The sequence below is a fragment of the Billgrantia ethanolica genome (genome assembly GCF_021404305.1).
Taxonomy (GTDB): Bacteria; Pseudomonadota; Gammaproteobacteria; order Pseudomonadales; family Halomonadaceae; genus Halomonas; species Halomonas ethanolica.
The window spans coordinates 224893-251283 of the sequence record NZ_JABFTX010000003.1 but is presented as its reverse complement, the minus strand read 5'-3'; the positions used below and the strand labels follow the sequence as shown (position 1 = coordinate 251283).

The window sequence follows — 26391 nt, the reverse complement described above, 5'->3', positions numbered from 1 at the left end:
CTGGCGTGAACCCTTGCACCAAGCTTTTCAGCTCAACGACAAGGCCCGCTCAGGCGGGCCACATCGGCTCGTGCTGCTTACCCTGCGCCCCGGTACCCGCCGCTTCAATGAGCTGATGCGTGAGATCGGCGACATCTCCAAGCAGATGCTCTCGCGTACACTCAAACGCCTGGAGCAGGACGGCTTCATCACCCGCACCGTCTACCCCGAAGTGCCACCGCGAGTGGAGTACAGCCTCACCGAACTTGGCCACTCCTTTCTCGAACCGATGCGTGCACTGGTCGCCTGGGCCGACCAGAATCACCGCACCATCGCCGAGGCAAGAGAGCGCTACCGGGGTGGGAATTAAGGAAGCAGCGCCGTGCGCTGCGAATGGCACAGATAGCGAAGGTGAAGAAAGGGGATGAGCAACGGGCTGGCGAAGATGCCCAAGGCAACGATGATCACCCACTCCTCTGGCTCCCAGCCCAGCGCCAGCAGCCCGACCAGCACCAGCGAGACGAGCGTCAACCCCGCCCCGGCGCAGGCCGCCCGCCACCACCACAGGGAGCGCTCGCGCCTAAGCAGGAATGCGACCGCCACGCACCACAAGCCAGCGATGCCCAGGGTACCGACGAACACGAAGAGGATGATCGCCACCTCCTGCATGCCCCAGGGAAAGCCCACCGTAAGCAGCAGCCCCAGGCCGAACACGAGGCAGAACGCACTGACCGGTAGCGCCAGCAGGAGCATCTCGGCCACCACGAGGCCACGCTGCAGGCGGTCCCGGTTCATAAAGCCTCCAACCGACAGCTCAGCGAGACGCTACGTGCTGGCCTCGGGCTCGGCGCCACCGTCTCATTTGCTCGCACTGCCTCATTTGCTCGCACTGGTGGCAATCAGCGTGCCCCCGGCGCCCAGAAAGAGCCCGCCCGTGGTGCGATGAAACGCCCGCAGCCTGCCGGGGCTATCGAACCAACGACCCAACCCCGCGCCGGCGGTGGCATAGAGCGTCATCAGCGTAGTGTCGATGACCAGCCAGGTCAGCGCCAGAATGGCGAACTGCAGCACCTGGGGCTCTCCAACGGTGATGAAGTTGGGAAACAGCGCCGCAAAGAACAGCAGATCCTTGGGATTGCCGATGCCCACCAGAAACCCCTGGCGGAACAAGCCGCTGGCAGGTCGCACGCTGACCGGTGCCGGCTCGCTGGCCGCGGCAACCGGTGAACTGGGCGCAACGAGCCAGGCCTGCAGCCCCAGATAGACCAGATACGCCCCGCCCAACAGCTTCAGCACGAAGAAAGCCGTCTCCGAAGTGGCCAGCACCGCCCCGAGGCCCAGCGCGGAGAGCGTCATCAACACCAGGGACGCCACACCGCCGCCGAGCACGGTGGCGAAGGCTCGGTGGCGGCCGAAGCGCAGGCCATGGGTGGTGCACAGTAGCGCTACCGGTCCCGGGAAGATGATCAGGGCCGTGATCACACCCACGTAGGTTATCCAGGTCCACCACTCCATCACCAAGCCTCCTTGGCTCGTTCATTTGTTCGCCGCGCCGGCGGTATATCAGCTTATCGTATCGGTTGACTCAAGGACGATTCAAAAGGCGAAATCGCAGCCCCGGCTCGGCCGGCTCCGCCGTGAGTTGCCAACCATGTGTCATGGCGATCTCCTGACAAATCGCCAGGCCTAGGCCTGCCCCATGGTCGCGCCGATGCGCAGCGCGCCAGAAGCGTTCGAATAGCAAAGGGAGTTGTTCTGCCTCGACACCGGGGCCTGTGTCCCGTACGGTCAGCGTATCACCTTTGATCTCCACACAAACTGCCGCCTTGGCAGGTGAATGCTGAATGGCGTTTTCCAGCAAGTTCTTCAGCAGGGTGAAGAAGGCGACACGATCGGCCTGCCATGTCATATCGCCCTCTCCTACGAGTATTGTCACGTGCACGTCGGCTGCTTCCGCCATGCGCTGCAAGTAGGAGGCGACTTCATGGGCGAGTTCCTGAGGCCGCACGGTGGTGAAGTGGTAATTGTGCGCCTCGCTGGCTTCCGCCAGGAGCAAAAGTTGCTGCACTTGGCGCGTCATGTACTCGATGTCGCTCAATAGTGAGTCGTTGTCATTCTTGCCATCCTCTCTCAATTCTATTTGAGCGCGGATCAGGGCCAGGGGCGTCTTGAGCTCGTGTGCCGCATTACCGAGAAACTCCTGCTGCACGCGATAGCCCCGCTCGAGACGTTCCAGAGCTCGGTTGAAGCTACCCACGAGAGGGACTATCTCCGCCGGCACCGCCGCGGTCCTCAACCTGGCGTTGAGGGAGCGCGGAGAGATGGCGGCAGCGGTTTCCGAAACGTCACGCAGCGGCTTGAGGGTATAGCGCAAGGTGATGAAGGCACACAGGCCGAAGGCGATGAAGAGGACGAGACCGAATACCGTGATCCCAACGATCATTCGCGGCAAGGCAACCTTATCGAGGATGCTCATGAACCTCGCACTGGCGGCAAACTGCAGAAACCACCGGCGCCCCTCATGTTGCAGGGGCTGCGTGGCGCCGTAGAAGGTATTGCCCTCATGCTCGAAGGTAAAATGTCTGCTCGTCATGCGGAGCAGATCATCGCCGGGTGGCCAGAACGCCTCGCTGGCGCTCGAGGAAACCGCCACGTTTCCGGCGTCATCCAGGATCCGATAAGCCGTTTCACGTTGCGGACCCTCGTATAGCCAGGCGCGGTCGTCCAGGCGCGAGTCGAAGCCGATGGGGCTGCCATCGCTGTCGAAGACGACGTTATCCTTCAGCGCCTCCACGGCATTGACCATATCCATCCGGGCCAGGAGGTTGGTTTGGAGCACCACCACCGCAGCGATCACCAGCAGTGCCATGCTGAGCGCCATGCCCGCCACATAAGCCAGCAGAATTTTGAGGCTCAGGCTATTCAGCGCCATCGGCTTCATGAAGCGCATAGCCCAGCCCCCTGACGCTAATGACGATCACACGCAGTGCGGCACCCCGGGGGAGTCGTGGTCGACGGAGGCGGTGTGGCATAGGAGGCGACTCGAGTTGAGTAGCAGTCGGATTAACTATCACCGGTCACCTCCCGGATACTGTCTAGGAGATCGAGAAAATAGGGGTTCCAGGTCAGGCGGGCATGGTATTTTTCCGCTGCAACCTGACCCCATGCCCCGAACCACAAGGTGTCGGTATTCTCAGGGATGGGAATGCCATCTTGGCCATTATCAAATATGATGTGGCTGCCCTTTTCACCGTAATAGAAGTTCTCGGGAGCAAATAGCACGTTCATATGGGAAAAGGTGCTGATGCGCCGGTCGGGCAAGCTGCTGGCCAGGACGGTGACACGTGGATCGTCAACGTGCTGTGGGGTGTCGCCGTACCAGACGAAGCGTGATTTTTGGTTGGGAAAGCGGTCTTGAAAGGTAGCGAGTGTCGCATTGGGATCAAGAACGCTGTCATGCTGGCTCATCGTGATCAGAACGGGCTTGTCAAAACGAGCGGTCTTGAGATCTTTTTGCACGGCTTTGACTGAACGGTAATAAAGTGCGGCCCCACGAGTAGGAAGGGACTGGTAAGTGGCGATATTGTTCTCGTCATCGATATCGATCCAGTCCCACAGATAGGAAATGACTGGGGCGATGAATAAATAACCGTTATCGGGATAAAATCCAGGGGAAAACAGTAGCAGCCCGGCGACATTCTCGTCTCTTAGCGCATGGGTGGTGACCAGGTTTCCGCCAGTAGAGAAGCCGCCCAACCAAAGCTCTTCTACCTCAGCTGCCAATAGACTGGCATGATGGGCAACTACGTTTTGCCAATCATCAAAGTCGGGCAGCATCAGATCGGCGGGACGGCTACCGTGTCCAGGAAGCAGGATCGAGCGAACAAGCCAGCCATCATTCGCCAAGGCATCGGCCATGTCAGTGAAGTACCAAGGGCTTGCACCCAGCCCGTGGACGAACAGAATGCCTCGTTTTGCCGGCTCATCGGGCCGTCGTTCGAAAGGCGTATTGAACTCTATCTCAAGGTTGCGATCTTCATGAAGAAAGACGCGGTTATCGGCAATCCATGCGCGAGAATCGCTCACATACTGTTCGAAGCTTTCCTGATCGTAGGACGACAAGCTCTCTGAAGGCTGAAAAAGAGGGGAGTCCGGCGGCAACGCGCAGGATGCCAGAACCACAAGGGGAAATAGCAGAAGACAAAGACGAGGCAGCATAATCCCTCCATCAAAGTGTAATTATCATCAATGCCGCCTAGGTCAGCAGAATCTTGAAGCTCGGGCTATTCAACTCCGCCATCCTCCCGAAGCGCATAGCCCAGCCCCCTGACGTTGACGATGCGCTGGCGCGAGCCGATGGCCAGTAGCTTGCGGCGCAGCCGGTGCAGGGCCACGTCCAGGGCATTGGGGGTCACCGCTTCGCTGAGCCCCCACGCAGCCGCTTCCAGCGCGCTACGCCGCACGACCTCTTTCGGCTTGTTCAATAGCAGCTGCATGATGTGTCGCTCCGCCTGGGAGAGCGCTACGCTTCCATCGCCGCTGCACAGCACGCCGCTTTCGGAACTCAGGGTCAGATCTCCATGGCAGGCGTCGAGCGAGCGGAACTCCACGGGACGGCGCAGCAGTGCCCGAACACGCGCCACCATCTCATCCATGGCGAACGGCTTGGGCAGGTAGTCGTCGGCGCCGGCTTCGAGCCCCTGTACGCGGTCGTGAAGCGCATCGCGTGCCGTCAACACGAGGCAAGGCACACCAAGCCCGGCCTTCCGCAGTTTGTGCAGCAAACTCAGGCCATCACCATCCGGCAACCCCCGATCGAGGACCAGGGCTTGGTAGGAGATCTGCTGAATCGCCGTCCAGGCGCTGTCGATGCGGCCAGCCACGTCCACGGCAATGCCGGCGGCCTCCAGCCCCTGACACATCAGCCGGGCCAGGCGGTCGTGGTCCTCGACCAGGAGTATGCGGCTCATCAGAAGCGGTACATGTAGCCAAGGTAGACGCTGTTGACGGTCGAGCGATCTACCAGCGGGCTGTTCTTTATCTCATCCGCCAAGCTCGTTACACCGCCACCCACGAGCACGGAGTGGTGCCGATCGAACATGTAGACGCCACGCACCCCCGCCTCGATGTTGACGCCCGCTTCCCCAACATAGGCAGGACGGTCGAGTCGAGCTTCGCTTTCACGAACTCCGAAATAGTAGTCGACCGTCTTCTCGTCCTGCCAGCTCGCCCCTACGTGTGGGTTGAATAGCACATGGTTGCCGAAACGCCAGGTTCTCTCCAGGCCGAGACTGGCGATCTGGCCGTTGCTGTTGCCTGACACGTCGGCCAGCCATTCGGCGCTCAAATCGACGAAACTGCTGCTCCACTGGACCGCGCCACCCGCCCAGAATCCACCCCTGCGATTTTCCATGGCGTTGAGGATCGGAGCGTCACCCTCTTCATAGCCGCTTCCGTCGTACTGGCCGACAATACCGAAGTTGAGCTGCTGGGAGTGGCCGATATCGAGACGCGGCAGCTTGAACTCGATCCGCGGGCCGAACAGATTCACGTATTGGTTCTCGAACTGGAGCAGCGGTAGTGCCGTATTGTCTCGTCCGACCCCGGCGTAAGGCTCCTGCGCGCTCATGACGCCTAGCCCCAGCGCCCAGGTCGTTGACGGCTCGGTATCGGCCAACGCTTGGGCCATCGCCGCTGCCGGAGCACCCAGGCCAACAGCAAGCAATACAGCGGCCGCCACCCGTACGGTGGAAACATGAGCGATCGGGATAGGCGGATACGATGAAGGCATGTAGGTTTCTCACGCAATGCTGAAGGAACGCCAGTTATTTTAACTCTCGCTGCTGTCCTCTTACTGAAAACTTACCGAAAGGCCTTATTCGTTCCGCTGCACCGGTAAGTGTTCTGAAAGATGCATAGGCGGTGAGGCTCGTCTCAGAAGAGACGAGGACACGGCATGCTCCCACTCATCGATGTCATTCTCGTTGACTTCATGTTCCGCCACCGTGCGGCAGGCCATCAGCCGTCATTGTTTCGGGGGGGCATGATGCCAGAAACACGCTCATTCACGGCTGCTGCGGCCGGTTGAAATACCTGCTTGCCTGGCGCATGGCGTTAGCCAAGGATTTGCTGCGCAGAGAGAAAGCCAGCATCTCATGGTGGCGATTCTCTCCCTCGCTCCCCGGTAGGTGATCCTCGCCCTCGTAATAATGGACTTCAGGCTGTCGCCCATGCCGACCAAGCCGCTGTTCGAGTCGCTTCGTCATTTCCACCGACCACAGCCTAATGGCGCTCGCCCTCCTCCCACCTTGTAAGCCTTGGCTGAAACTCATGTAAGCCATATCTCAACCTTTCACCCACCCGTAGCCAATGTCGCAAAGCGGGTAATAATCATCTTTCGCACCATGGGCATGGGGAAAGGGATAGACCATGGATCTTGCGAAAATAGGCGACAAGGTATCCTGCTCCTGCCGGGGCGGGCCGCATCACATCGTTTCGGGTGCACCCACCTCCAGGGTGGACGGCATACCCATCGCCCGGGTCGGCGACAAGAGTTCCTGCGGTGCCACCATCACGGCGGGGGTGTCCTGGTACAACGTCGATGGCTCGCCCGCGGCCATACATGGCAGCGCCACCTCCTGCGGCGGACAGGTCATTACCGGCTGCAGCACCGAGGTCGGCTCACCGCGCGCATCCGCTGCCAGCCTGCTCACCGAGCTGCCCAAGCGCTACAACGAGCGCTTTCGGCTCGTCAACGCCGCCGGCGAGCCCGTGGCCGGCGTGGAATACCTCATCGTGCGGCCTAGCGGCGAACAGATCCGTGGCGTGAGCGACCCCCAGGGCCTCACACGTCTGGTGCCCGAGCACGACAATCCCGAAACGCTGAAGGTCTACATCAAGGGAGGGCAGCCGGCATGAGCGAAGCACCCACGCGTCCGGAAATCGATGGCTTCACCCTGTTAGGCGACTTTCTCTCCACGCTGAACACCGACACCGTGCCAAAGGACCTCGTGGTTCCCGAGCTGAAGTATCGCGAGTTCTCGGAGCCCTTCAATCAGCCCCGTCCCGCCTACCTGCTGGCGGAAGGCGTCGGCGTACACGCCACCTACCAGCTGCGCGGCCATGTCGTGCTGCGCGGTAACACCCTGATCGTGAGCGCCATGGGCACCACCGCCGCCAGCCGCCTGGGTACCGTGAGCTGGTTCGCGACTGCCCGGCTGTATGACGGCATTCTCGATATCGCCGCGCAAAACCTGGGGAATGAAGGTGACTCCCTCTGGCCCAAGGATCACTTTGACCCCATCGGTCACACCACTTTCACCTTGCCCATGCCGCCCAGGCCACTCAGGCTGGTACTCACCGCCGGTTACTTCTACTCGAGCGGATCGGGACAGCTGGCACCCGGCACCACGGAAGTCACCTTCGATATCGAGGTAGAATCCCAGTGATCAGAATTGCATTCGCCTTGTTCACCGCCCTGCTGCTTGCCGCCTGCTCGCCGGCCAGCGGCGAGCCACCGGCGTATTACCAGGAGCGTGCCGGTGCGGCGGTCATGGAAGCCCAAGGAGATGCGGAGCAGCTCGAAGCCGCGCTGGCGATCTACGACGAGGGGCTGGAACGACACCCCGACGACACCGAACTTCGCAGCAGCCGAGCCAACCTGCTCGCCGGCATGGGCCGCTACGAAGAAGCCAAGCGCGACCTGGATGTGCTGCATGAAACGGGATTGCACAAGGAAGGAATGCTGCTGCGCTGCATGGTGCTCGAGCGTTTGGATGGCGCCTCGGATGATGCACTGGCCTGCTATGCAGAGGTAGAGGCCGCCTATGTCACGGCCGGTGAATCCAACCCACAGCCGGACGCCAACCATCTGCTGGCAGCCCGCCTGGCCGACTCACCCGAGTTCGAGGTGCTGTTGCTGGAGTGGCAGTCGAGCGGCAGCGCCGCGCAGGAGCCGATGCTGGCGGAGATGCTGGAGATGGAGCGGGAGGAGCTGATACGGCAACTGCTGCCCTGAGTACCAGCACTGACTAAAGCGACACCCCCTGCAAGTGCTGCCTGGCGGCATCGATGAAGGCGCGCACGTTCGGATGGTCCCGGCGGCCGCTTTGGAACAGCAGTGAGATGGGTAGCGCGGGAGCGGTGTCGTCGCAGAGGAGGGTCTCGAGCCGGCCCGCCGCGACATCCTCGGCGATCTGATAAGAGAGCGTGCGCACCACGCCGAGCCCGGCGACCGCAGCGGCAATGGCGGCGTCCACATGGTTGACCGACAGCCTGGCAGGACGCCCGCCACGCCGGGCCTCGTCGAAGCCCAGCCCACGCTGCGACACGGCCTCGTCCTCGATCAAAATCAGATCATGCTCGCGCAGCTCGGCCAGCGAGGTCGGCCTGCCGCGTTCAGTAAGATAGGCCGGGCTCGCGCTCAGCACCCGCCGCACCTGGCCGATTCTCAGCATGTGCAGCGAGCTGTCCGGTAGCTCGGCGATGCGCACGGCAACGTCGATGCCCTCCTCCACCAGGCGCACCACCCGATCCAGCAGCAGCAGTCGGACCTGCAGCTCGGGATACTGCCGCAGCAGCTCCACCACCACCGGCAGCACATGCAGCCGGCCGAACATCACCGGCGCCGTCACCGTCAGGGTGCCGCGGGGCGCCGAGCGATTGCCGCGCACACTGTCAAACGCCCCATCGATCTCGGCCAGCCCCGCCCGGCATCGCTCCAGGAACAGCGCCCCCTCCTCGGTCAGCCGAACGCTGCGCGTGGTGCGCCTCAACAGCTGAACCCCAAGGCTCGCCTCCAGCGCCGCGATGGTCCGCGTCACGGTGGTGGGCGACATCTTCAACCGCCGCCCCGCCTCGGCAAAGCTCGACTGCTCCGCCACGCAGATGAAGGTCCTCAGCGTACGCAGCCTGTCCATTGCGCCTCCTCGCCCTCGCCAGCCCGCCACCGAGCATTATCGTCAAAAACCGCAATGATGAAGTGCGATTTTGACGGATTCTCTCAACTAAAGGCGAGAGACAGAATGCAAAAGACACAAGAACCCCGAGGACAATCCCCATGAAGCTTTACCATTTCCCACTCTCAGGCCACGCGCATCGCGCCGCGCTGTTCCTCTCCCTCGCCGGAGTCGAGCATGAGCTGATCGAGGTCGATCTCGCTGCCGGCGCCCACAAGCAGCCGGAATTTCTTGCCCTCAACACCTTCGGCGAAGTGCCGGTGCTCGACGACGACGGCACCGTCATCGCCGATTCGCTGGCGATTCTCGTCTACGTGGCCAGGAAGATCGGCCCCTCCCACTGGCTGCCGACCGATCCCGCCGACGAGGCGCGGGTGCAACGCTGGCTCTCGGTGGCGGCCGGCAAGATCGCCTACGGCGCCTGCGCCGCCCGGCTAATCACCGTATTCAGCGCCCCCTTTCGTGCCGAAGAGGTGATCGGGCGAGCCCACGCCACCCTCGCCGTGATGGAGCAGACGCTGGAAGGCCAGCGCTGGATCGCCGGTACGGCCCAGCCCTCCATCGCCGACGTCGCGCTCTACAGCTACGTGGAACGCGCCCCCGAAGGCAACGTGGACCTCTCCGGCTACCCCAGCGTGCGGGCCTGGCTGCGCCAGATCGAACGCTTGCCCGGTTTCGTCCCCTTCCAGCGCACCCGCGCCGGGCTCGAAGCCTGACCCATCCCTTTTCTCCAGGAGCCATTCCCATGCGTTTCGATACCCTACGCCTCGACCATATCGGCATTCGCGTCACCGATCTCGCCATCGCCGAAGCCTTCTACGCCAAGCTGGGTTTCCTGCGCGATCCCGAAGAGTTCGCCCCCGAAGCCAAAGCCTGCGGGCTCGTGCACCCCACCGGCCTGCGCATCCACCTGATCTACAACGGCGAGCCCGCCGACGTGGGCAACGTGCTGCTGGACGCCCCGATCAAGCGGCCCGGCTACACCCACGCCGCCTTCATCGTCGAGAGCATGGACGAACTGGTGGCGTGGCTGGCACGCGAAGAGATCGAGATCACCGAAGGGCCGGTCACCATGGGCCACGGACGCCGTAGCGTCTGCTTCATCCGCGACCCCGACCGGAATGTGCTGGAGTTCAACGAGATCCTGGCGCACTAGAAAACCAGCAAGCCATGATGCACTCCATGGGGCCACGGATGGCCCCGTATCTCCAACCCTGCCCATGCTATCGGGATGTAGGGCATGAACTGTGTGGCTCAGCCCGCTAAAGTGGGCATCATGGTCGCCAATGGGTCCTGGCTGGCCGGCCAAACGTTTTGGAGATGCAATGATTGCCAAGAAAGAGCGCGGCAAGATGGAGCGACGGCTGAGCGCTGCGCTGACTTACGCCTGCGAGCAGGCCAAACCCCTGCTACCTGGCTTCTGCTGGCTGACCCACGAGGTCGATTACCAGCGCTTTCCCGAGAGCCTGGTGGTGACCTGGGTGTTCGACACCCACCCCAATCTGGCGAATGCGCTCAAGGGCGATGCCCGGCGCCACATCGCCGACCTCACCGCCGAGGCACTGGCCGAGGCCGGCCTCGATGTCGGCGACGCCTCTCGGTATCTCGATTTCGACAGTGAAGAAGCGTGCGAGCGAGAACACGGCGGCGACTGGCAGCGCAGGCTACGCAGCAAGCCAACGAGGCATTGAATGGCGAAGAAGATCGAAAGCCCGTGCGTCTCGATATGCCAACTGAACGGCGATCTCTGCATCGGCTGCGGCCGCACGATCGAAGAGATACGCCACTGGAAAGCCATGAAGCGGCCGGAAAAGATGAAAACGGTGAAGCGCGCCGATGAGCGCATGAAGAAGATCGGATCGTAACGAGCAGGCACGTCAGTCGGCGAAGTCGCCGGTAACGATTAGGGCCCGCGTTGCGGGCCCTAAGTCGTCTGATCTCAGTGTATTTCTTGATCGCCTGCGCTGTTATGCCAGCGCTTTTACGCCAGAGCTATGGCATCAGCGCCAGCCGGGAAGCGCAGTTGGTCCGACATGTCGTTGGCGGCTCGCCAGATACCTTCCGCCACGTCAGCCGGCTTGGTCACCTCTGTTACCTTGGCGAAGCCAGAGAATACGCGGTGAGCGAAAGTCTCGTAAGCCGGAGGGATCAACCCCTGCATGCGCTGCTGCCCGTTGGCGGCAAAGCTGGTCGAAGGGCCGTAACCGGGCTCCACCAGCTTGGCTCGCACGTCGAAGGCCTTGAGTTCTTGTTCCAAGGAGGCCGTGAACCCCTCGATGGCCGCCTTGCTGGCCGTATAGGCTGCCACCAGCGGGAACGGTGCCAGCGTCGTGCTCGAGGTAACGTTCACAATGGTGCCTGCCCGGCGAGCACGGAATTGTGGGATGACGGCCTGGCACATGGCCATGACGCCAAAAGTATTGGTTTCGAAGATCTCGCGCACGGTAGCCATGGGCGTGGCTTCGAACGCACCGAACAAGCCGATTCCCGCGTTGTTCACCAACACGTCGATAGGCCCGGCGGCTTCCACGGCATGCATGATGCTGCCAGGCCGAGTGACATCCAGCACCAGAACGCGAAGATTGTCAGCGGCGGGAAACAGCTCCTTCCGCGGCGTGCGCATCGTGGCGATGACCTTCCAGCCCTGTGCGAGGAAGTAGCGAGCGGTTTCCAGGCCGTAGCCAGAGGAGCAGCCAGTGATCAATACCGTCTTCATTTTTGATCTCCAAGAGGGTGAGTTGACTCGGAGAGAACGATAGATGAGCATCACTGGATGATCGATAAGATATGGTCCGCCTTTATTTAGTGAGAGTCCTTATGATCGATCCGCTTTCCGAGGTAGTTCGGCTCCTGCATCCTCGTGCGGTCTTTGCCAATATCATCAGCGGCAAAGGAAGCTGGGCTGTGCACTATTCCGACTACGGACACCCCAGCTTTTGTATCGTGCTGGAAGGAAGCGCCCTGCTGACCGTCGACGGGCACGTGCCGATTACCATCAGTGCCGGCGACTTCGTCCTGCTACCCACGACGCCAGCCTTCACGATCTCCAGCTTCACGCCGGCGCCGCCGGTGCATCTGGACCCTCGTCAGGTTGCGGGCAGCACTGCCGAGCTACGTTACGGTGACCCGGATGGCCAGCCGGACATGCGCTCCCTGGGGGGATCGTTCCTGTTCTACTGCGCCAATCCGGGGCTGCTGGTCTCCCTGCTACCGATCGTCGTGCATGTTCAGGGTTCGAAGCGACTGTCGCAGCTAGTACAGTTGGTGGGCGAGGAATCCCGCGACCAGAAGCCGGGCTGCGAGTTCATGCTCTCCCGCTTGGTAGAGCTGCTGCTTGTCGAAGCGATGCGCTCGGCTTCGGCCGGAAGCGCCCCGCCGGGGCTATTGCGAGGGCTGGGAGATGAGCGGCTGGCACGCGCCCTTGAGCAGATGCATGAACACATCGAGCGCTCCTGGAGCGTTGTTCAGCTTGCAGAGATTGCTGCCCTTTCCCGCTCTGCGTTCTTCGAGCGCTTCACGCGACTGGTCGGGATGGCGCCGATGGAATATCTGCTAGCCTGGCGCATGGCGGTCGCGAAGGAACTACTTCGCAACAGCGCTCTGGCGGTTTCCGAGGTGGCCGAACGCGTTGGGTACGGTTCCAGCAGTGCGTTCAGCGTTGCCTTCAGCCGGCACGTGGGGCAGCCGCCGAGCCTGTTCGCGCAGAGGAGAAGCGGAGGGGGTGACTAGAATGGAGGACATCGCCGAACGGGCGGCGCTGTTTAGCCGGGCCGCCCATCAGGCCGTGGGGCAGCGGCGCAAGTACACCGGCGAGCCCTACTGGCAACACCCGGCGACTGTCGCCGAGATGGTGTCGGCCGTGGAGGCGGCGACAGCGGAGATGATCGCCGCCGCCCACCTGCACGACGTGCTCGAGGATACCGCCGTGACGGCGCTGGACATCGAGGAGTGCTTCGGCCAGCGCGTCGCCGTCCTGGTGCAGGAGCTGACGGATCAATTCATCGATCCGGAAATCGGCAACCGCGCACACCGCAAGGCGCTGGAGCGCGACAGGCTGGCGCAGGTCTCCCCGGAGGCGCAGACCATCAAGTACGCCGACCTGATCGACAACACCGTCAGCATCGTCGCGCGAGACCGCGGCTTCGCCCGGGTCTACCTGGCCGAGAAGCGCCGGCTGCTGGAAGTGATGACAGCGGGTGACCAGGCGCTGAGGCGTCAGGCATGGAGCGTACTGACGGAAGGCGAAGCGAAGATTCGCGGCATTGCGCGATGAACAACGCAGCCGCTCGGGCCTCATCAGCTCGAGCCCCATCGCTACCGTTCACGAAAGACTGGCAAGAGCGACCGTACAAAAGTTACCGAGCGGTAATTTTCCCGCGAACCGAGCCTTGATCACCATGGGAGATTACCGAGCGGTAATTTTCCCGTTGCGAGCCGCCGGAATCAGCACCCGTCCCACCCGTCCTTGATCAGAGCCTAGCCAGATCATGCCAGACCATGGCGGCCCTCAGTGCAGCACCTACACTATCGGTAATGGCGCAAGCAGGCACAACAGCCAGTCACAAACAAAAATCCCATTCAGCCCCATGGCCACGGGCAAATATTCTGCCATGACATGCAGATATGGTGTCTTTATCTTAATTTTCAGCAGGTAGCCGATTTTCTGGGAAGTACTGATAAACTCCGCGCAATGACAGGCTCTGCCCCGGCGGAGCTTCCATATTCCATCGGCAGGGAGTCCTTCATGGCCCGCAAAATCATCGTTCTTGGTGCCGGCATGGTCGGCGTATCCGTAGCCTGGCATCTGGTGCGTCGCGGTCATGACGTCACGCTGGTGGACCGCCGCGAACCGGGCCTTGAGACCTCCTTCGGCAATGCCGGCATCATCCAGCGCGAGGCGGTGCGCCCCTACGCCTTCCCCCGCGATGTCGCCACCCTGCTGCGAGTGGTGCCCAACCGCCAGGTGGACATCCGCTACCGCCCCACCGGCATGCTCAGCGCGGCGGGCCCGCTAATGAACTACTGGCTGAACTCGAGCGGTAAGCGCTACGAGCGCATCGTGACCGAGTGGGCATCGCTGATCATGCGCTGCCAGGATGCCCACGCCCCGATGATCGAAGCCGCCGGCGCCGAGGCGCTGGTACGCAAGGGCGGCTGGCTGGAGCTTTACCGCACCCAAAAAGAGTTCGAGGAGCGCCAGAAAGAAGCCCAGGAAAACCACGAGCGCTTCGGTGTCGAGTATGAAGCGCTGGACGCCGAGGCGCTCTACGCCAAGGAGCCGCATCTGGCCAAGGGGCTGGTCGGGGCGATCCACTGGACCCAGCCCTGGATGGTCTCGGACCCGGGCGGCCTGGTGCAGGCCTACGCCCGCAGCTTTGCCGCACAGGGCGGCCACATAAAGCAGGCCAGCGTCGAAGACGTGCTCCAGGTCGAGGGCGGCTGGCGGGTCAATACCAGCGAAGGCCCCATGGAAGCAGATGAGGTCGTGGTGGCCCTGGGACCCTGGGCCGGAGAACTGCTGGCAAGGCTAGGCATGAAAGTGCCGCTGTTCGTGAAGCGCGGCTACCACATGCACTACTCCGCCGAAGGGGAAGCCAAGCTCAACCACTGGGTGATGGACGCCGAGAAAGGCTTTCTGCTCGAACCGATGCGCGCCGGCATTCGCCTGACCACCGGCGCCGAGCTGGCCGATCTGGATTCACCGCCCCAGTACAAGCAGCTGGCCGCCGCCGAGAAGGTGGCACGCAAGCTGTTCCCGCTGGGCAAGCGTCGCGACAGCCAGCCCTGGAAAGGCGCCCGCCCCTGCCTGCCCGACATGAAGCCGGTGATCGGCCCCGCCCCCAACAAGGCAGGCCTTTGGCTCGCCTTCGGCCACGGCCACCAAGGCTTCACCCTCGGCCCGGCCACCGGCGAACTGCTCGCCCAGATGATGGATGGCGAAGAGCCCGCGGTGGATATGGCCCCGTTCCGGGTTGATCGCTTCTGAAGCTGAGGCCATAACGAAAGCGGGCGCCCTTGAGGCGCCCGTTTTATGAAGCCTCACACCTTCACGGCCTATGGTACCCCTCGTTACGGTGAAGAGCTCAAACAGCTGAGGCGGCTTGAATCTTGATTTTCTTACAAACCAACACAAATAGGAAAAATTAAATGGCTACTACACCACAATACCTAGTTGTTAGACTGAACAAAGTCAGCGCATGATTTTATGCCCGGCATGAACAAATTTCACCTCAATTTTAGACGACGAAAAAAACTACCTATATAAGCCAAATGCAAAGGCACTGTAACCACAAGAAGAACAAAGAATGCAACGAAAACAAATGCATGGAGCCATAAAAAAGCATAGTTTATGGCAAGAAAAAGGAAGAATCTAAGAATCATCATTCCTTGCTACTCTTGACTTAGACATTTCTTCAACACTCCAACAACTGTTTTAAAGTTGTTAGACCGATAAAATGTATCAGCAGGCTGACCTTCTACAGCATGAAGGGACCTATCATCTATCTCATGATCGTAAGCATATACCAATATCTCTCCTTGACTGTCATAAAGATATATTTTTCCGTCAGACTCTCTGCCCAAATAATACAAGCAAGCTAGCTCCACTTTTTCTTCAGTTTTAACCGCTTTTTTCTCATAGTCATCCCTTATTAAAGAAAAAACTTCTTCAAGCCGATCATCACAAGAAAATAGTTCGAATAAATTCTCGAATTCTTTCTTTCCTAAGACCTCTATGAACTCGCCAAAAGTCTCAACCATTTCTTTATGAGTAGAATTAAGTATTTTCGTTGGCTCGTTTGGCGGCGGCCTACAGATAGCCAACACCACTCCATTCTCCTCTAACAACCAAAGAGTCTCCTTTCCTTTCTCAAACTCTTTTATGGAGATGCTGCTTGTTTTTTGTGGACCAACACCTATTTTTTTTAGAAAACCACTAGAGTCGACGCTCTTCACAAGCGTCAGCTCCTCGCCATCGTAAAAAATACTTTCTATCATTTTATCACCCATATATTTTCTTTATCTCTCGCAACAGAGCCGCTCCTGAGTACTGAAGAGAAAGCTGGTCTATTTTCGCCCTTTTGGCGTTATTACATGGAGCACACATCGCCTGCAAATTAGTTACGGCGTTGCTTCCACCATGTTTTTGAGGAATGATGTGATCCACTTGAATACGGGAAGTGGGAAAAATGCTTTTGCATCCAGCACAGATATGCTCGTCCTGCGGGTATCGACTTAAATAAATTTGGCGATACCCACTGCCTGTTTTTGCGTTAATTGTATTTTGCGCAATCTTCAACATGGACTTAAGCATTTCACATATCTCCTAGCTAGGAAGGTTATTAACTAAAACCATCACATCAACAATTTTTTAAAAGTCTTTAAAGAAAGTCCTTTTCTTTCCATAACTAACCTTGCAATGTCCTCTAACTTCTACGCATCCTACACAGCCAGCTACCACCGGGGTGACGTCCTTACCCAGGGACAGCCTTGTCTGCGTTGTACCTACCTGTCCTATCGGCAATAGTCTCAGCGACCTTAAGCCGAGTTAACGGAATCTTGTAACGAAATGCAAAGAAAAGGGCCTATCCTTTGGTAAGACCTTGACCTTGGTCAAGCTTTAGCCGTGTCAGGCGTTCTGCCTAGGCGTACCTTACTCCCACTCTGTCGTCGCAAGCGGCTTGCTGCTGACGTCGTAGTCACGCGGGAGACGCAACGGATCTCGTTGATGATGCGGTTGAAATCCTCCAGCAGCTCTTACGGTAGGTGCGCCCTGCGTGCGGCCATGTAGTTGGTTTCCACGGCGCGCAGGGCGATGACCCATTCGTAGCGGTGGCCGTCGCCGACCATACCGACGGATTTGACCGGCAGGAACACGGCGAAGGCTTGGCTGGTCTTGTGGTACCAATCGGCGTTGTGCAGTTCCTCGGGCTTCGCTCAGGATGTCGAGGTACTTCTTCTTCACTTGCCGAGAGTGCATACGCCCAGACCCGCCCCCAACAAGGAAGGGCTATGGCTCGCCTTCGGCCACGGCCACCAGGGCTTCACCCTGGGCCCGGCCACCGGCGAACTGCTCGCCCAGATGATGGATGGCGAAGAGCCCGCGGTGGATATGGCACCGTTCCGCGTCGACCGCTTCTGAAGCTGAGCTCAGAACGAAAGCGGGCGCCCTTGAGGCGCCCGTTTTATTGATGCCTACCCCCACTACCCCCACTCTCCCCCCGCCACCATTCATCACAGTAACGGCTTCGGCAAGCGTGTACGCCAGCTGCGCACCGAGTAGGAGTTTTCGCAGACCGACCTAGCCGGCCTCAACAGTAATCGCTTTATCGTCGAGCTGAGCGTGAAAGCCAAAAAGCATGTCCTAATTACTTGAAAAACATAGAGTTTTAACGAAGAAAAACTCGAATACATTCTTTCAGCATTGCATCATAGACAAGAAAAGCGGAATTCAATATAGTTTATTCTTTACCAAGTCATTTCTCATTAGAGATACAGCAGGGGAAAAAATGGCAACACTCAGTTCTGAGCCAACTTCCGTCCAAAGCATTTACACATGGTACAGGGAAGGGCGTCTTTACGTAAACCGCCGGTACCAAAGAAAGCTCGTATGGACACTAGAAGAAAAGCAAAAACTGATAGATTCAATTTTAAGAGACTACCCAATCCCAGCAATATTACTTGCCGAAAAGGAAGGGCATTACGAGATTATTGATGGCCTTCAACGACTACATGCCATTCTGTCATTTATCGAAGTCTCTTATTGCACGACCAATGACAAGATATTTAATCTCGATTTTTTTCCAACAGCTAAAAGCCACTATGAGAGCGGAGACTTTGCAACCAACGCCGAAGGTGAGCTTTTAGACAACAAACAATGCTCCGCCATTCTAGATTACACATTAGCTGCTTCAATAATGAGGAACGCAGCAGACGAAGAAGTTAATGATGTATTTGACCGAATAAACACCTATGGACATAGACTTTCTGATCAAGAAAGGCGCCAATCTGGAATACAAAGTAAATTTTCTGACCTTGTCAGAGATTTAGCTTGCAGCTATAGAGGCGATGTATCTCGACTTACGCTTCCGCTGTACGAAATGCCCGCCATTAGCATTGACCTACCCATGACTCGTCATGGCTATGATATAAAATCCTCTGAAGTTTTCTGGGTAGCACATGGAATACTGAGAGCTACCGACCTTAGAGACAGCTTAGATGAGCAGTGCATTGCTGATATAGTGGCTTGTATTGCTGGACAAAAACTCATAAGTCGATCAAAGGCGGCTTTAGATGCTCTTTACGAACCCTCAAGCCCAGAATATTCACGTATACATGCTGCCTTAGAAACTTACGGTGTAGAAAAGCTAACGGACGAATTAAACTATTGCATAGAACAAATTTTGACAGCTTGTGAACAACCTCAGCAAACCAAGCTTAGAAGCTTGATTTTTTCTACGCCTACTACAAATGCCTTCCCTTCTGTTTTTGCAGTATTACTAATAGCTTTTCATGAGATAATTGTTAGCGAGAAAAAAATTGTATCAGACTGGGCCTGCCTCCGCCAAGCTCTCGATAATATTTATGATCGAATGAGGCCAGGACAGGGTGGCAGTACACCTGACCTTCGCCGTCAAAATATCGACGTGGTAAAGGGATTGATCTCACGAAGCTTTACTTCTGACCCTAAGATATCGGAAAAGGTTTACGCGGACCACAAAGTTACTGACATAGACGCTGATATACGCCGTTCAGAGGTCGAAACTTCAAGCTATGAATTAAAACAAGGCATACTACCCATTAGTGAAGATAGTAGAGATCCAGGCCCTATGCTGCAAAAGATCCCTACTCATATTTGCGCCATCGCAAATAATGGAAAGGGCATTGGCGGAAAAATAATATTAGGCGTATGCGACAAGGAAAGGGATGCTCAACGTGCAGAAAAAATTTATGGCATAACTTCAAGGCAAGTCGGCCAGAAACATGTAGTAGGAATAATTAGAGAAGCCATAGCCATGGGCATTTCTACAGAGCAATACTTTCAAGAAATTAGAGAATGCATATCCAAATCCGAATTATCAGAACCGCTTAAATCAAGCGTGCTATCGTCCATCGACTACAATACATACTATGGCCTAGGAATAATAGTAATTTCCATCAGACCACAGAATGAAATGTCGTACCTTGGCGAAGATATTTTTTACCGACATGGAGATGAAACGCGCAAAGCCAAAAACTTCAAAGAAGCAGGCAACATTGCCAAAAGATTTCATTAACTAGTTTAACGGACGAAAGCCTGCACTTGCGGCTGGCTTTCGTCCAAACGAAGAATTAGAAGTCACTACTTTTTATTATTCCCACTCGATCGTCGCGGGTGGCTTGCTGCTGACGTCGTACGTCACGCGGGAGACGCCGCGGATCTCGTTATTGATGCGGTTGGAGACTTTCTCCAGCAACTCATACGGCAGTGGGCCCAGCGTGCGGTCGTGAAGTCGGTGATTTCCACGGCGCACAGGGCAATGACCCATTCGTCGCGGCGGCCGTCGCCGACCATGCCGGCTGACTTCACCGGCAGGAACACGGCGAAGGACTGGCTGGTCTTGTGGTACCAGTCGGCGTTGTGCAGTTCCTCAATGAAAATAGCGTCGGCTTCGTGCAGGATGGCGACTACTCCTAATAACCTTACCTTAGGGTTCAGCTTTGTCGTTCTGCAAGAGCCTCTTTAGATTCGACAAAATCTTAGTGCGCACCGCCTCAACCGGCAACTCCACAAAGGAGGCAATCATTTCAACGGCCCGACCCACGTCGCCGGGTTCGAGCGGTTTACCACCACGAGCGAGGAACGGTCCATCCGTTTCGGTCAGCACACGGTCGATCGGTATCTCGCGCATTACGCGACTGCCGGTCGTGGAGACGAGCATGCCCTCGTTCACTGAGAAGTAGCAGCCGCGATCAACAGCCCTGCGCACATCAGCCTTGCTACCAGAAAACCAATGCAAGACGACGTCGCCCCTATCTGGTGGCAGGTGCTCGTCAAGCATATCCAAGACCGGCTTCGCCGCTCTGACGCTGTGTATACTTAGAATCTTATTTCCTTGCTTCGCACAGGCTCGAAGAATTCTGCCAAAGACCTCCTTTTGCAAATCAAATGAGCGGTAGTGAGCAGGACCGCGATCAAGCCCGACCTCCCCAATGTAACGCGTCCGCGCCAAGAGACTCTCGAACAGGTCGATTTCTAGATACCGGTCTGCGACGAGCTGCGGATGTAGACCGAGTCCAGCCCTTACGTAGTCACTTTTTGCGGACAATTCGATGTTTCTCTCAAACGCCTTGGGGGTGGTAGTCACCGCCAAGGTAGCCACGCGCTTGTGATCACAAGTCGCAATCGCCTGCTCAAGATCAGGATAGAGGTCGAGATGTGCGTGGAAATCCACGTAATCGGGGCGCATTGTCATCCTCTCGGCTGCGCCCGAACACCTTGCAGGAGTTCGGCAACTTCAAGAACGCCGCGTCGAAACACATCGGCGTACTCCGGTATTAAGCTCGGCTCATCATGAAGCGGGCCTGGCTTGTGGACCAAAATTTTCGCAAGCCCCGGCTTCGCTTTGATTCGCTTGGCCATCAATTGGAACGAACGGACGTGCTCCCCTTCAGGCCGGTCGGAGGCCAAAACATGTCCTTTCAGATTCTCAACCATGTAGAGCGTCTCATCATATCCGTCGAGGCCAACCTCAAGCGAGGCTCTACGGATCAGGCAGGGAACACAGTAACCGCAGTGCCGGGGAGATAGCTTCTTGTAGCGTGCCTTCGCCGGCGACGAGCACGACATGGAGTTCGCCACTATCTTTTCTAGGAAAACCTTGTCCTCACAGTTCGCGACCATCTCGCCCTTCGTCCTGTGCCTGTATGGGTTGTTCAGTTCAACATTGAGGTTGAGAGCATCGATAAGCCGCTGCATGCTCACGATGAAATGCGGATGCGCCGTTCGCGTGCTCAGCGCCCCAAAGCGCAAGGGGTCGAGGGGGACGTTGAGCGCAATGAGACCATTTTCCGGTATGTCGACGGTAGTTCGTTCATCGAACGCCGATGCAGCCAACGTCGCCAGCGAGTAGAAGAGAAAAGACCGCCCCCGCTGCGTATTTTCCGTCTCCCCAGTGGGGAGATGGTATTTGTCGAACCCCAGTCGCACCCTGAGACTTTTAAAAGCCTCTTTGCCGAACCGGTTCTCCAACCGGTCGAGGATGTAGGCTTGGGCTTTCGCCGTCTCACTGTCCCAATAATGGCTGACGAATAGAGGGCTCTGCTCACCAACGCTCAGAAGATCGATTGCACCGACGAGACTATCCAAACCACCGGACAGCAAGCTTACCTTCGTCAGCCCGTCAATTGCCAAGCACTTCGGAGCAACAGCGAGGGTCTTGGTCATGCTCGTCCGATCACGGAAGAAGACACGCCACCGATCGCCGGTAAGGAAGCGAAGCATTGCCCCGATCGATTGCGCACTCGCAATCCAGGCCGAGGGGGAGGACACGGGAACGTAGAGATCGATCTCCCTTGTCCAGCCGTCCTGTGCGTTCAGCTTACGAGAGATTCTTGTATCGCCGGCGTTGACGAGCGCTGCGAGGACGACAAGGTCGATACCCTTCTCGGAAGGTTGCAATCCGAGGGTGGCGAGTTGGTCCAGTGCGTGGCCGATGCCGAAGCCCACACGCAAATCACTATCCAGGAAATCTATCTCGAATGACTCAGCGTCGGGCTGAACAGTTTCGACTCTACACGTGTCGTCGGGACCAAGCCGGCCGATTAGACTGAACCTTCTCATCCGTTATCTCCCAAGGCCTCGATCAAATCGAATGCGGCGCCATAGAGATCATCAACGAAGCTATCGATGTCAGTCGCATCAAGATCGCTCAGATCGGTTCTGCGCGCGTCGAACTCGTCGCGAACACAGCCTTCAATGAAGTCATGCAGCATGGCCTGCGCGCGTTCGACTCCGGTGATATTGGAAGGCGCTGCGATAGCGTTTGTCCCGACCTCGTTCAATATCTTGCCCTCGATTGAGCGGCTTACCACTCCGATAAAAAACTCACGCAGATCTTCCGCAGAGAGTTCATCAAAGTTGCCGACGCCGGAGGCAGCAAGGTCAGCAACCGTCTCAAGCATCGCGTCCCTCGCAATCGCCTCGTCAATTGTTCCGCCCGCGGGACATAACATATCAGTCAACGCGACGAACACATCCTCGGCGGGGGCGCCCGCCATGCCCACAAGGTTGAACCGCCTAAGCGCTTCTACCGGTCCTTGGTTAGCGAAACTCCTTGCGAGACCGGCCACGCCGCCGGCCACAGCGCGAGAGTTGGGCATACGACTTGCCGCAGCCCGTCCGCCTCCGCTCGCTCGCACATATCGGCCGGCGCCCCGTCGCAGAGCTCGCTCATCGGACGCTCGCGCCCCCCTGGTTATATTCCCGCGTGCACCGCTGAGAGCAGAACTTACAGGAATTTCAGGTATAGGTGGGTATGACTGCGCCGGTGACGCGCCGGGTGGGGCGAACGGTGCCTCACGTTCTGAGGAGTCCGGCTCGGTGCTATCGGACGTGGCCACAGGCGACGACGCAGGTTCATCGACCCAGCTCGGAACCAGCCCATTCTTTGAGCCACCAAATATTCCCGAGGTTCCCATCAGTGACGCTTCCTCTTACTGGAGAGTTTCATTGCCGCCGCAGCCGCCGCCTTCAGCTGTTTGTTATCATCTTGGTCGGCCCACCCCTTGAGGGTCGTCGCAAAGTCCGAGGCGACATCGGCTTCACTGAACACCGAAGCCCAACCGCTGACGATCCAAGGACCAAGCTTCGAGACAGGCAGGTCCTGCACTAAGGAAAGCAGTGGTCGCTGCAGGAAAGGATGCTGGCGAGCCATCTCGGCCAAGCCCTTTACCCCCAAAGGCTCTTGTGTCAAGTCCACCGTGTCCCGAACTTTAGCCCGCAACGCGTCAAAGACCTGCTCAGCTTCAATGGACTGGAGGCGAGCGATTTCCGCTGCGGCCTGCTTCACCTGTAAGGGCGAGCCTTGGAGCTTTGCGACAAGTTCGTCCAGTTCCCCAAGAGACGTTACCGCGCCGAACACATTCCGCCGGTCGCGGGTTACGAAAACGTATGGCCTGAGGTCGTTCTCGGCGAGGGGTGGATCGATGGCGGCCCATTGCTTTGCCCATTCAAGGTTCGGCCAATCAGGCAAGGATATCTCGGTGGGAGGAGTCTTTTTCTTATCGTCCGCCGATTTCATCTCCAATTCGGCGAATGAGGCCGCGACCACGGCTTCGAGAGCTGCGAGTTCCTCCGATGCCCCAGTGTTAGCGGAGCCGCGCGCCATCACATCGTAGAGCTCCGGGGCGAAACGCTCCGCGAGCATTATCTTGGCAAGCACCGAGATATTCAGCTCGTCACGAAAGCCACGTTCCTCGGCGATGGCCAAACGCAGCATCATCGTATTGATGAAGCGCTTTATCTGCCTTGGGTTACCCCGCGCGCCGTCCGCCAGAATCGGGGCGATCCTCCCGGCCAATTCCATCGCCCGCTCGATCTCGGTCGGGACGCCGCCTAAGGCCTCCTCGACCGTCCTCCGGTCGAGGCCAGGGCCCTTCCATGGACGGCGCAGAACCTCCCGCGCCAATGTCATTAATTTCTGGAAGTCGTCATTTTTCTCGCCGCAGGTATTCAGTACCAAAAGCAGCGTCACATAGATCCGAGTCTCGGCATATCCAAGCGAGGGCAGGCGAAACGGAACCTGAATCAATTTTTCGAGGTAATTACGGGCATAGGTAGCCGGCCCTGTAGCCACAGGCAGATCCGGGAAATGCTGCCGCACGGCGTATTCGATCATCCCTTCGTCCGCTGCAATGACGAAAGCGGCACGCGGCACAAACAGAAATAACCTGATCGCTTCCAGAGTCTCGATTGCAGTGTTTGGGAGGCACCGGTCAAGGTCATCAACGAGAACGATCAAGCGATCTATTTCGGCATTCTCCAAGAGCTCCGCGAATTCTTCCCGAAACGCATGCATCTGCTCAGGCGCGTTGTCCACGGCAACCTCACGGAGGAACTCGTCCGAACCCTCAATGAGGGCTGTAACAGTTGACGGTGATATTTCCTTGGGGTCCTTACCGATGAGGCTCCGCGCAACTGTCCCCAGCTCCTTGATCGTCTCGGGATGTGGGATTCCCGTAGCCAACGTCAAGCCGTACGCCCCCGCCTTACGTGCAAGCTTCATCCAGTCGACGCGTCTCAGGACTTTTCTCGCCTGCTCAGCAACTTTCTGTGACGTGGGGCGTTTGCGTCGCAGTTCCTCGACAATCGTCTCGATCAAGACTGTCTTTGCATCCTCGAACCCCTGGAAAAGCCAACCATTAAACCGCACGCATAGCACGCGCTCATTGTTGGAAAATGTTTCCTCCACCATCATTAGAATGCTTGATTTGCCGGCGCCCCAATCCCCGTGAATGCCGACGCTGAGAGGCTCGTGTGATTTTTCACCTACAAGGCGGACCACGGTCCGTGCGATAGCCTCGTAGTATAGTAGGTCGACTGCGGTCTCATTGTCGGCGACTATCATCTTTCGATGCCTCGCAAGGAATGGTATAGGGTCAATACTTGTGATTTAGGTGCGGCACGAATCTTGTCATGCCCATTCGTTATTTTTTTAACATACTCTCCGTCACTTTCTACCCAAAATAGCTAAAGTGCTCAAACACAGCGTCCCCTATAAACGATAAGCAAAAAAAATCCGCTGTAAAAACAGCGGATTATAGAGCTAACCGATTAGTAGCAAAGCTACTCCCACTCAATCGTCGCGGGCGGCTTGCTGCTGACGTCGTAGGTCACGCGAGAGACGCCGCGGATCTCGTTGATGATGCGGTTGGAGACTTTCTCCAGCAGCTCATACGGCAGGTGGGCCCAGCGTGCGGTCATGAAGTCGATGGTTTCCACGGCGCGCAGGGCGATGACCCACTCGTAGCGGCGGCCGTCGCCGACCACGCCGACGGACTTCACCGGCAGGAACACGGCGAAGGCCTGGCTGGTCTTGTGGTACCAATCGGCGTTGTGCAGTTCCTCGATGAAGATGGCGTCGGCTTCGCGCAGGATGTCGGCGTACTCCTTCTTCACTTCGCCGAGAATGCGCACGCCCAGGCCCGGCCCCGGGAAGGGGTGGCGGTACACCATGTCGTAGGGCAGGCCGAGCTCCAGGCCGAGCTTGCGCACTTCGTCCTTGAACAGTTCGCGCAGCGGTTCGACCAGCTGCAGCTTCATGGTTTCGGGCAGGCCGCCGACGTTGTGGTGCGACTTGATCACGTGGGCCTTGCCGGTCTTGCTGGCGGCGGATTCGATCACGTCGGGGTAGATGGTGCCTTGGGCCAGGAAGTCGACGCCTTCGATCTTGCTGGCCTCTTCATCGAACACGTCGATGAAGGTGTTGCCGATGATCTTGCGCTTGGCTTCCGGGTCGTTCTCGCCTTTGAGCTTGGAGAGGAACAGTTCTTCGGCGTCCACGCGGATCACCTTGACGCCCATGTGGCGGGCGAAGGTTTCCATTACCTGGTCGCCTTCGTTCTTGCGCAGCAGGCCGTTGTCGACGAATACGCAGGTGAGCTGGTCGCCGATGGCCTTGTGCAGCAGTGCCGCCACCACCGAGGAGTCCACGCCGCCGGAGAGACCGAGCAGCACGTGGCGGTCGCCCACCTGGTCGCGCACGCGGGCGATCTGGTCTTCGATGATGCGCGCCGGGGTCCACAGCTTTTCGGCGCCGCACACGCCCACCACGAAGTGCTCGAGGATGCGCATGCCTTGCAGGGTGTGGGTCACCTCGGGGTGGAACTGCACGGCGTAGAAGCGCTTCTCGGGCCAGGTCATGGCGGCGATGGGGCAGCTGGGGGTGGAGGCGGTCACGGTGAACTGTTCAGGGGCGCGGGCCACCTTGTCGCCGTGGCTCATCCACACGTCGAGCAGCGCCTTGCCGTCGTGGTCCACGTGGTCCTTGATGTCGCGGAACAGGTCGTCGTCGCTGTCGATCTTGACCTGGGCGTAGCCGAACTCCTGCTTGTCGGAGCCTTCCACGGCGCCGCCGAGCTGCACCGCCATGGTCTGCATGCCGTAGCAGATGCCCAGCACCGGCAGGCCCATCTCGAACACGCACTCAGGCGCGCGGGGCGAGCCGGAGGCCACGGTGGATTCCGGGCCGCCGGAGAGGATGATGCCGTTGGGGGCGTATTCGCGGATCTCTTCCTCGGTGATGTCGTAGGCACGCACTTCGGAGTACACGCCGATCTCGCGCACGCGGCGGGCGATCAGCTGGGTGTACTGGGAGCCGAAGTCGAGGATGAGGATCTTGTGGGCGTGAATGTCGGTCATCGGGTCGTCTCTACTGGCAGCGTATGGCGGCGGGCCGGATGCAAAAAGCGTGCGGCG

The 26391-nt window shown here is 58.4% G+C and carries 27 protein-coding genes and 3 pseudogenes; 13 read left to right on the top strand and 17 right to left on the bottom strand.

The genetic code is table 11. The annotated features are described in order from the left end of the window. Window positions 1-13 precede the first annotated feature (13 nt). Window positions 14-349, top strand: a complete 336-nt coding sequence (locus HOP53_RS14175; protein ID WP_234270630.1) for a winged helix-turn-helix transcriptional regulator — start codon at window positions 14-16, stop codon at window positions 347-349. Here HOP53_RS14175 and HOP53_RS14170 read toward each other — a convergent pair. From HOP53_RS14170 to HOP53_RS14145, 6 genes are all read right to left on the bottom strand, one after another. Then, entirely contained in the window at window positions 346-774 is a 429-nt protein-coding gene (locus HOP53_RS14170; protein WP_234270629.1) for a hypothetical protein, read from the bottom strand. The two genes, HOP53_RS14175 and HOP53_RS14170, sit on opposite strands and share 4 nt — an antisense overlap. A gap of 81 nt (window positions 775-855) precedes the next feature. Beyond that, window positions 856-1494, bottom strand: coding sequence for a LysE family translocator (locus tag HOP53_RS14165; RefSeq protein WP_234270628.1), 639 nt, complete (start codon window positions 1492-1494; stop codon window positions 856-858). A gap of 70 nt (window positions 1495-1564) precedes the next feature. Further along, on the bottom strand, window positions 1565-2929 hold the full coding sequence (locus tag HOP53_RS14160; protein ID WP_234270627.1) for a sensor histidine kinase: 1365 nt from the start codon (window positions 2927-2929) through the stop codon (window positions 1565-1567). A gap of 113 nt (window positions 2930-3042) precedes the next feature. Next, window positions 3043-4197 (bottom strand): alpha/beta hydrolase, encoded by a 1155-nt coding sequence (locus HOP53_RS14155; RefSeq protein ID WP_234270626.1) that lies wholly within the window; start codon window positions 4195-4197, stop codon window positions 3043-3045. A gap of 65 nt (window positions 4198-4262) precedes the next feature. Then, window positions 4263-4949 carry a response regulator transcription factor gene (locus HOP53_RS14150; protein ID WP_234270625.1) on the bottom strand — a complete coding sequence of 229 codons (687 nt, stop codon included), beginning with the start codon at window positions 4947-4949 and terminating at the stop codon, window positions 4263-4265. Continuing rightward, complete coding sequence (locus HOP53_RS14145) at window positions 4949-5770, bottom strand: MipA/OmpV family protein (protein ID WP_234270624.1); 822 nt, start codon at window positions 5768-5770, stop codon at window positions 4949-4951. Before HOP53_RS14145 ends, HOP53_RS14150 begins: the two co-directional genes overlap by 1 nt. Before the next feature lie 638 nt (window positions 5771-6408). Here HOP53_RS14145 and HOP53_RS14140 point away from each other — a divergent pair. Genes HOP53_RS14140 through HOP53_RS14130 form a run of 3 tightly spaced genes read left to right on the top strand, consistent with a single transcriptional unit; the run spans window position 6409 to window position 7996 of the window. After that, window positions 6409-6897 carry a PAAR domain-containing protein gene (locus HOP53_RS14140; RefSeq protein ID WP_234270623.1) on the top strand — a complete coding sequence of 163 codons (489 nt, stop codon included), beginning with the start codon at window positions 6409-6411 and terminating at the stop codon, window positions 6895-6897. Beyond that, the gene (locus tag HOP53_RS14135) at window positions 6894-7427 is read left to right on the top strand and encodes a hypothetical protein (protein WP_234270622.1); all 534 of its coding nucleotides are present in this window, start codon (window positions 6894-6896) and stop codon (window positions 7425-7427) included. Before HOP53_RS14140 ends, HOP53_RS14135 begins: the two co-directional genes overlap by 4 nt. Then, the gene (locus tag HOP53_RS14130; RefSeq protein WP_234270621.1) at window positions 7424-7996 is read left to right on the top strand and encodes a tetratricopeptide repeat protein; all 573 of its coding nucleotides are present in this window, start codon (window positions 7424-7426) and stop codon (window positions 7994-7996) included. Before HOP53_RS14135 ends, HOP53_RS14130 begins: the two co-directional genes overlap by 4 nt. Window positions 7997-8009: 13 nt before the next feature. Here HOP53_RS14130 and HOP53_RS14125 read toward each other — a convergent pair whose 3' ends face one another. After that, complete coding sequence (locus HOP53_RS14125) at window positions 8010-8897, bottom strand: LysR family transcriptional regulator (RefSeq protein WP_234270620.1); 888 nt, start codon at window positions 8895-8897, stop codon at window positions 8010-8012. 140 nt (window positions 8898-9037) lie between these two features. Here HOP53_RS14125 and HOP53_RS14120 point away from each other — a divergent pair, with 140 nt between their 5' ends. The 4 genes from HOP53_RS14120 (at window position 9038) to HOP53_RS14105 (ending at window position 10801) form a co-directional block, all read left to right on the top strand. Beyond that, complete coding sequence (locus tag HOP53_RS14120; RefSeq protein ID WP_234270619.1) at window positions 9038-9652, top strand: glutathione S-transferase family protein; 615 nt, start codon at window positions 9038-9040, stop codon at window positions 9650-9652. Between the two features lie 29 nt (window positions 9653-9681). Continuing rightward, window positions 9682-10092 (top strand): VOC family protein, encoded by a 411-nt coding sequence (locus HOP53_RS14115; RefSeq protein ID WP_234270618.1) that lies wholly within the window; start codon window positions 9682-9684, stop codon window positions 10090-10092. A 169-nt stretch (window positions 10093-10261) separates the two neighbouring features. Next, a complete protein-coding gene (locus tag HOP53_RS14110; protein ID WP_234270617.1) occupies window positions 10262-10627 on the top strand; it encodes a hypothetical protein in 366 nt (121 codons plus the stop codon). Further along, entirely contained in the window at window positions 10628-10801 is a 174-nt protein-coding gene (locus tag HOP53_RS14105; protein WP_234270616.1) for a DUF1289 domain-containing protein, read from the top strand. Window positions 10802-10917: 116 nt separating this feature from the next. On the opposite strand, the gene HOP53_RS14100 is transcribed toward HOP53_RS14105, so the two are convergent. Next, the gene (locus HOP53_RS14100; RefSeq protein ID WP_234270615.1) at window positions 10918-11703 is read right to left on the bottom strand and encodes an SDR family oxidoreductase; all 786 of its coding nucleotides are present in this window, start codon (window positions 11701-11703) and stop codon (window positions 10918-10920) included. A gap of 50 nt (window positions 11704-11753) precedes the next feature. Here HOP53_RS14100 and HOP53_RS14095 point away from each other — a divergent pair, with 50 nt between their 5' ends. The 3 genes from HOP53_RS14095 to HOP53_RS14085 all read left to right on the top strand — a co-directional run bounded on the left by HOP53_RS14095 (window position 11754) and on the right by HOP53_RS14085 (window position 14922). Beyond that, on the top strand, window positions 11754-12665 hold the full coding sequence (locus HOP53_RS14095) for an AraC family transcriptional regulator (protein ID WP_234270614.1): 912 nt from the start codon (window positions 11754-11756) through the stop codon (window positions 12663-12665). 1 nt (window position 12666) lies between these two features. Next, the gene (locus tag HOP53_RS14090) at window positions 12667-13209 is read left to right on the top strand and encodes an HD domain-containing protein (protein ID WP_234271061.1); all 543 of its coding nucleotides are present in this window, start codon (window positions 12667-12669) and stop codon (window positions 13207-13209) included. Window positions 13210-13680: 471 nt separating this feature from the next. Then, window positions 13681-14922 (top strand): NAD(P)/FAD-dependent oxidoreductase, encoded by a 1242-nt coding sequence (locus HOP53_RS14085; RefSeq protein WP_234270613.1) that lies wholly within the window; start codon window positions 13681-13683, stop codon window positions 14920-14922. Between the two features lie 404 nt (window positions 14923-15326). On the opposite strand, the gene HOP53_RS14080 is transcribed toward HOP53_RS14085, so the two are convergent. The 3 genes and pseudogenes from HOP53_RS14080 to HOP53_RS14070 all read right to left on the bottom strand — a co-directional run. Continuing rightward, window positions 15327-15944 carry a hypothetical protein gene (locus tag HOP53_RS14080; RefSeq protein WP_234270612.1) on the bottom strand — a complete coding sequence of 206 codons (618 nt, stop codon included), beginning with the start codon at window positions 15942-15944 and terminating at the stop codon, window positions 15327-15329. After that, a complete protein-coding gene (locus HOP53_RS14075) occupies window positions 15937-16248 on the bottom strand; it encodes an HNH endonuclease (protein WP_234270611.1) in 312 nt (103 codons plus the stop codon). Before HOP53_RS14075 ends, HOP53_RS14080 begins: the two co-directional genes overlap by 8 nt. 339 nt (window positions 16249-16587) lie before the next feature. Further along, window positions 16588-16931, bottom strand: a pseudogene (locus tag HOP53_RS14070) (GMP synthase (glutamine-hydrolyzing)); the annotation flags it as partial. On the opposite strand from HOP53_RS14070, the pseudogene HOP53_RS14065 reads away from it, so the two are divergent. Both HOP53_RS14065 and HOP53_RS14060 read left to right on the top strand, forming a co-directional pair. After that, a pseudogene (locus HOP53_RS14065) lies at window positions 16924-17076 on the top strand (FAD-dependent oxidoreductase); the annotation flags it as partial. The pseudogenes HOP53_RS14070 and HOP53_RS14065 overlap by 8 nt on opposite strands. Window positions 17077-17443: 367 nt before the next feature. Then, on the top strand, window positions 17444-19210 hold the full coding sequence (locus tag HOP53_RS14060; protein ID WP_234270610.1) for a GmrSD restriction endonuclease domain-containing protein: 1767 nt from the start codon (window positions 17444-17446) through the stop codon (window positions 19208-19210). A 75-nt stretch (window positions 19211-19285) separates the two neighbouring features. Here HOP53_RS14060 and HOP53_RS14055 read toward each other — a convergent pair. The 6 genes and pseudogenes from HOP53_RS14055 to guaA form a co-directional block, all read right to left on the bottom strand. After that, window positions 19286-19620, bottom strand: a pseudogene (locus HOP53_RS14055) (GMP synthase (glutamine-hydrolyzing)); the annotation flags it as partial. A 1-nt stretch (window position 19621) separates the two neighbouring features. Beyond that, window positions 19622-20383, bottom strand: a complete 762-nt coding sequence (gene qatD / locus HOP53_RS14050) for a Qat anti-phage system TatD family nuclease QatD (RefSeq protein ID WP_234270609.1) — start codon at window positions 20381-20383, stop codon at window positions 19622-19624. A 2-nt stretch (window positions 20384-20385) separates the two neighbouring features. Continuing rightward, window positions 20386-21756 (bottom strand): Qat anti-phage system QueC-like protein QatC, encoded by a 1371-nt coding sequence (qatC, locus tag HOP53_RS14045; RefSeq protein ID WP_234270608.1) that lies wholly within the window; start codon window positions 21754-21756, stop codon window positions 20386-20388. Further along, a complete protein-coding gene (gene qatB / locus HOP53_RS21675; RefSeq protein WP_338073305.1) occupies window positions 21753-22613 on the bottom strand; it encodes a Qat anti-phage system associated protein QatB in 861 nt (286 codons plus the stop codon). Before qatB ends, qatC begins: the two co-directional genes overlap by 4 nt. Further along, complete coding sequence (qatA, locus tag HOP53_RS14035) at window positions 22613-24541, bottom strand: Qat anti-phage system ATPase QatA (protein WP_234270606.1); 1929 nt, start codon at window positions 24539-24541, stop codon at window positions 22613-22615. Before qatA ends, qatB begins: the two co-directional genes overlap by 1 nt. 218 nt (window positions 24542-24759) lie before the next feature. After that, window positions 24760-26334, bottom strand: coding sequence for a glutamine-hydrolyzing GMP synthase (gene guaA, locus HOP53_RS14030; protein WP_234252467.1), 1575 nt, complete (start codon window positions 26332-26334; stop codon window positions 24760-24762). Between the last annotated feature and the right edge of the window lie 57 nt (window positions 26335-26391).

Bases quoted from the DNA above. Each gene is read 5' to 3' on its own strand.
- qatA (WP_234270606.1), bottom strand. From the start codon at position 24,541: ATGATAGTCGCCGACAATGAGACCGCAGTCGACCTACTATACTACGAG.
- HOP53_RS14170 (WP_234270629.1), bottom strand. From the start codon at position 774: ATGAACCGGGACCGCCTGCAGCGTGGCCTCGTGGTGGCCGAGATGCTC.
- HOP53_RS14125 (WP_234270620.1), bottom strand. From the start codon at position 8,897: ATGGACAGGCTGCGTACGCTGAGGACCTTCATCTGCGTGGCGGAGCAG.
- HOP53_RS14095 (WP_234270614.1), top strand. From the start codon at position 11,754: ATGATCGATCCGCTTTCCGAGGTAGTTCGGCTCCTGCATCCTCGTGCG.
- HOP53_RS14100 (WP_234270615.1), bottom strand. From the start codon at position 11,703: ATGCTCATCTATCGTTCTCTCCGAGTCAACTCACCCTCTTGGAGATCA.
- HOP53_RS14060 (WP_234270610.1), top strand. From the start codon at position 17,444: ATGGCAACACTCAGTTCTGAGCCAACTTCCGTCCAAAGCATTTACACA.
- HOP53_RS14085 (WP_234270613.1), top strand. From the start codon at position 13,681: ATGGCCCGCAAAATCATCGTTCTTGGTGCCGGCATGGTCGGCGTATCC.
- guaA (WP_234252467.1), bottom strand. From the start codon at position 26,334: ATGACCGACATTCACGCCCACAAGATCCTCATCCTCGACTTCGGCTCC.
- HOP53_RS14165 (WP_234270628.1), bottom strand. From the start codon at position 1,494: ATGGAGTGGTGGACCTGGATAACCTACGTGGGTGTGATCACGGCCCTG.
- HOP53_RS14115 (WP_234270618.1), top strand. From the start codon at position 9,682: ATGCGTTTCGATACCCTACGCCTCGACCATATCGGCATTCGCGTCACC.
- HOP53_RS14145 (WP_234270624.1), bottom strand. From the start codon at position 5,770: ATGCCTTCATCGTATCCGCCTATCCCGATCGCTCATGTTTCCACCGTA.
- HOP53_RS14140 (WP_234270623.1), top strand. From the start codon at position 6,409: ATGGATCTTGCGAAAATAGGCGACAAGGTATCCTGCTCCTGCCGGGGC.
- qatD (WP_234270609.1), bottom strand. From the start codon at position 20,383: ATGCGCCCCGATTACGTGGATTTCCACGCACATCTCGACCTCTATCCT.
- HOP53_RS14075 (WP_234270611.1), bottom strand. From the start codon at position 16,248: ATGCTTAAGTCCATGTTGAAGATTGCGCAAAATACAATTAACGCAAAA.
- qatB (WP_338073305.1), bottom strand. From the start codon at position 22,613: ATGGGAACCTCGGGAATATTTGGTGGCTCAAAGAATGGGCTGGTTCCG.
- HOP53_RS14120 (WP_234270619.1), top strand. From the start codon at position 9,038: ATGAAGCTTTACCATTTCCCACTCTCAGGCCACGCGCATCGCGCCGCG.
- HOP53_RS14090 (WP_234271061.1), top strand. From the start codon at position 12,667: ATGGAGGACATCGCCGAACGGGCGGCGCTGTTTAGCCGGGCCGCCCAT.
- HOP53_RS14155 (WP_234270626.1), bottom strand. From the start codon at position 4,197: ATGCTGCCTCGTCTTTGTCTTCTGCTATTTCCCCTTGTGGTTCTGGCA.
- HOP53_RS14150 (WP_234270625.1), bottom strand. From the start codon at position 4,949: ATGAGCCGCATACTCCTGGTCGAGGACCACGACCGCCTGGCCCGGCTG.
- HOP53_RS14105 (WP_234270616.1), top strand. From the start codon at position 10,628: ATGGCGAAGAAGATCGAAAGCCCGTGCGTCTCGATATGCCAACTGAAC.
- qatC (WP_234270608.1), bottom strand. From the start codon at position 21,756: ATGAGAAGGTTCAGTCTAATCGGCCGGCTTGGTCCCGACGACACGTGT.
- HOP53_RS14110 (WP_234270617.1), top strand. From the start codon at position 10,262: ATGATTGCCAAGAAAGAGCGCGGCAAGATGGAGCGACGGCTGAGCGCT.
- HOP53_RS14080 (WP_234270612.1), bottom strand. From the start codon at position 15,944: ATGGGTGATAAAATGATAGAAAGTATTTTTTACGATGGCGAGGAGCTG.
- HOP53_RS14160 (WP_234270627.1), bottom strand. From the start codon at position 2,929: ATGCGCTTCATGAAGCCGATGGCGCTGAATAGCCTGAGCCTCAAAATT.
- HOP53_RS14135 (WP_234270622.1), top strand. From the start codon at position 6,894: ATGAGCGAAGCACCCACGCGTCCGGAAATCGATGGCTTCACCCTGTTA.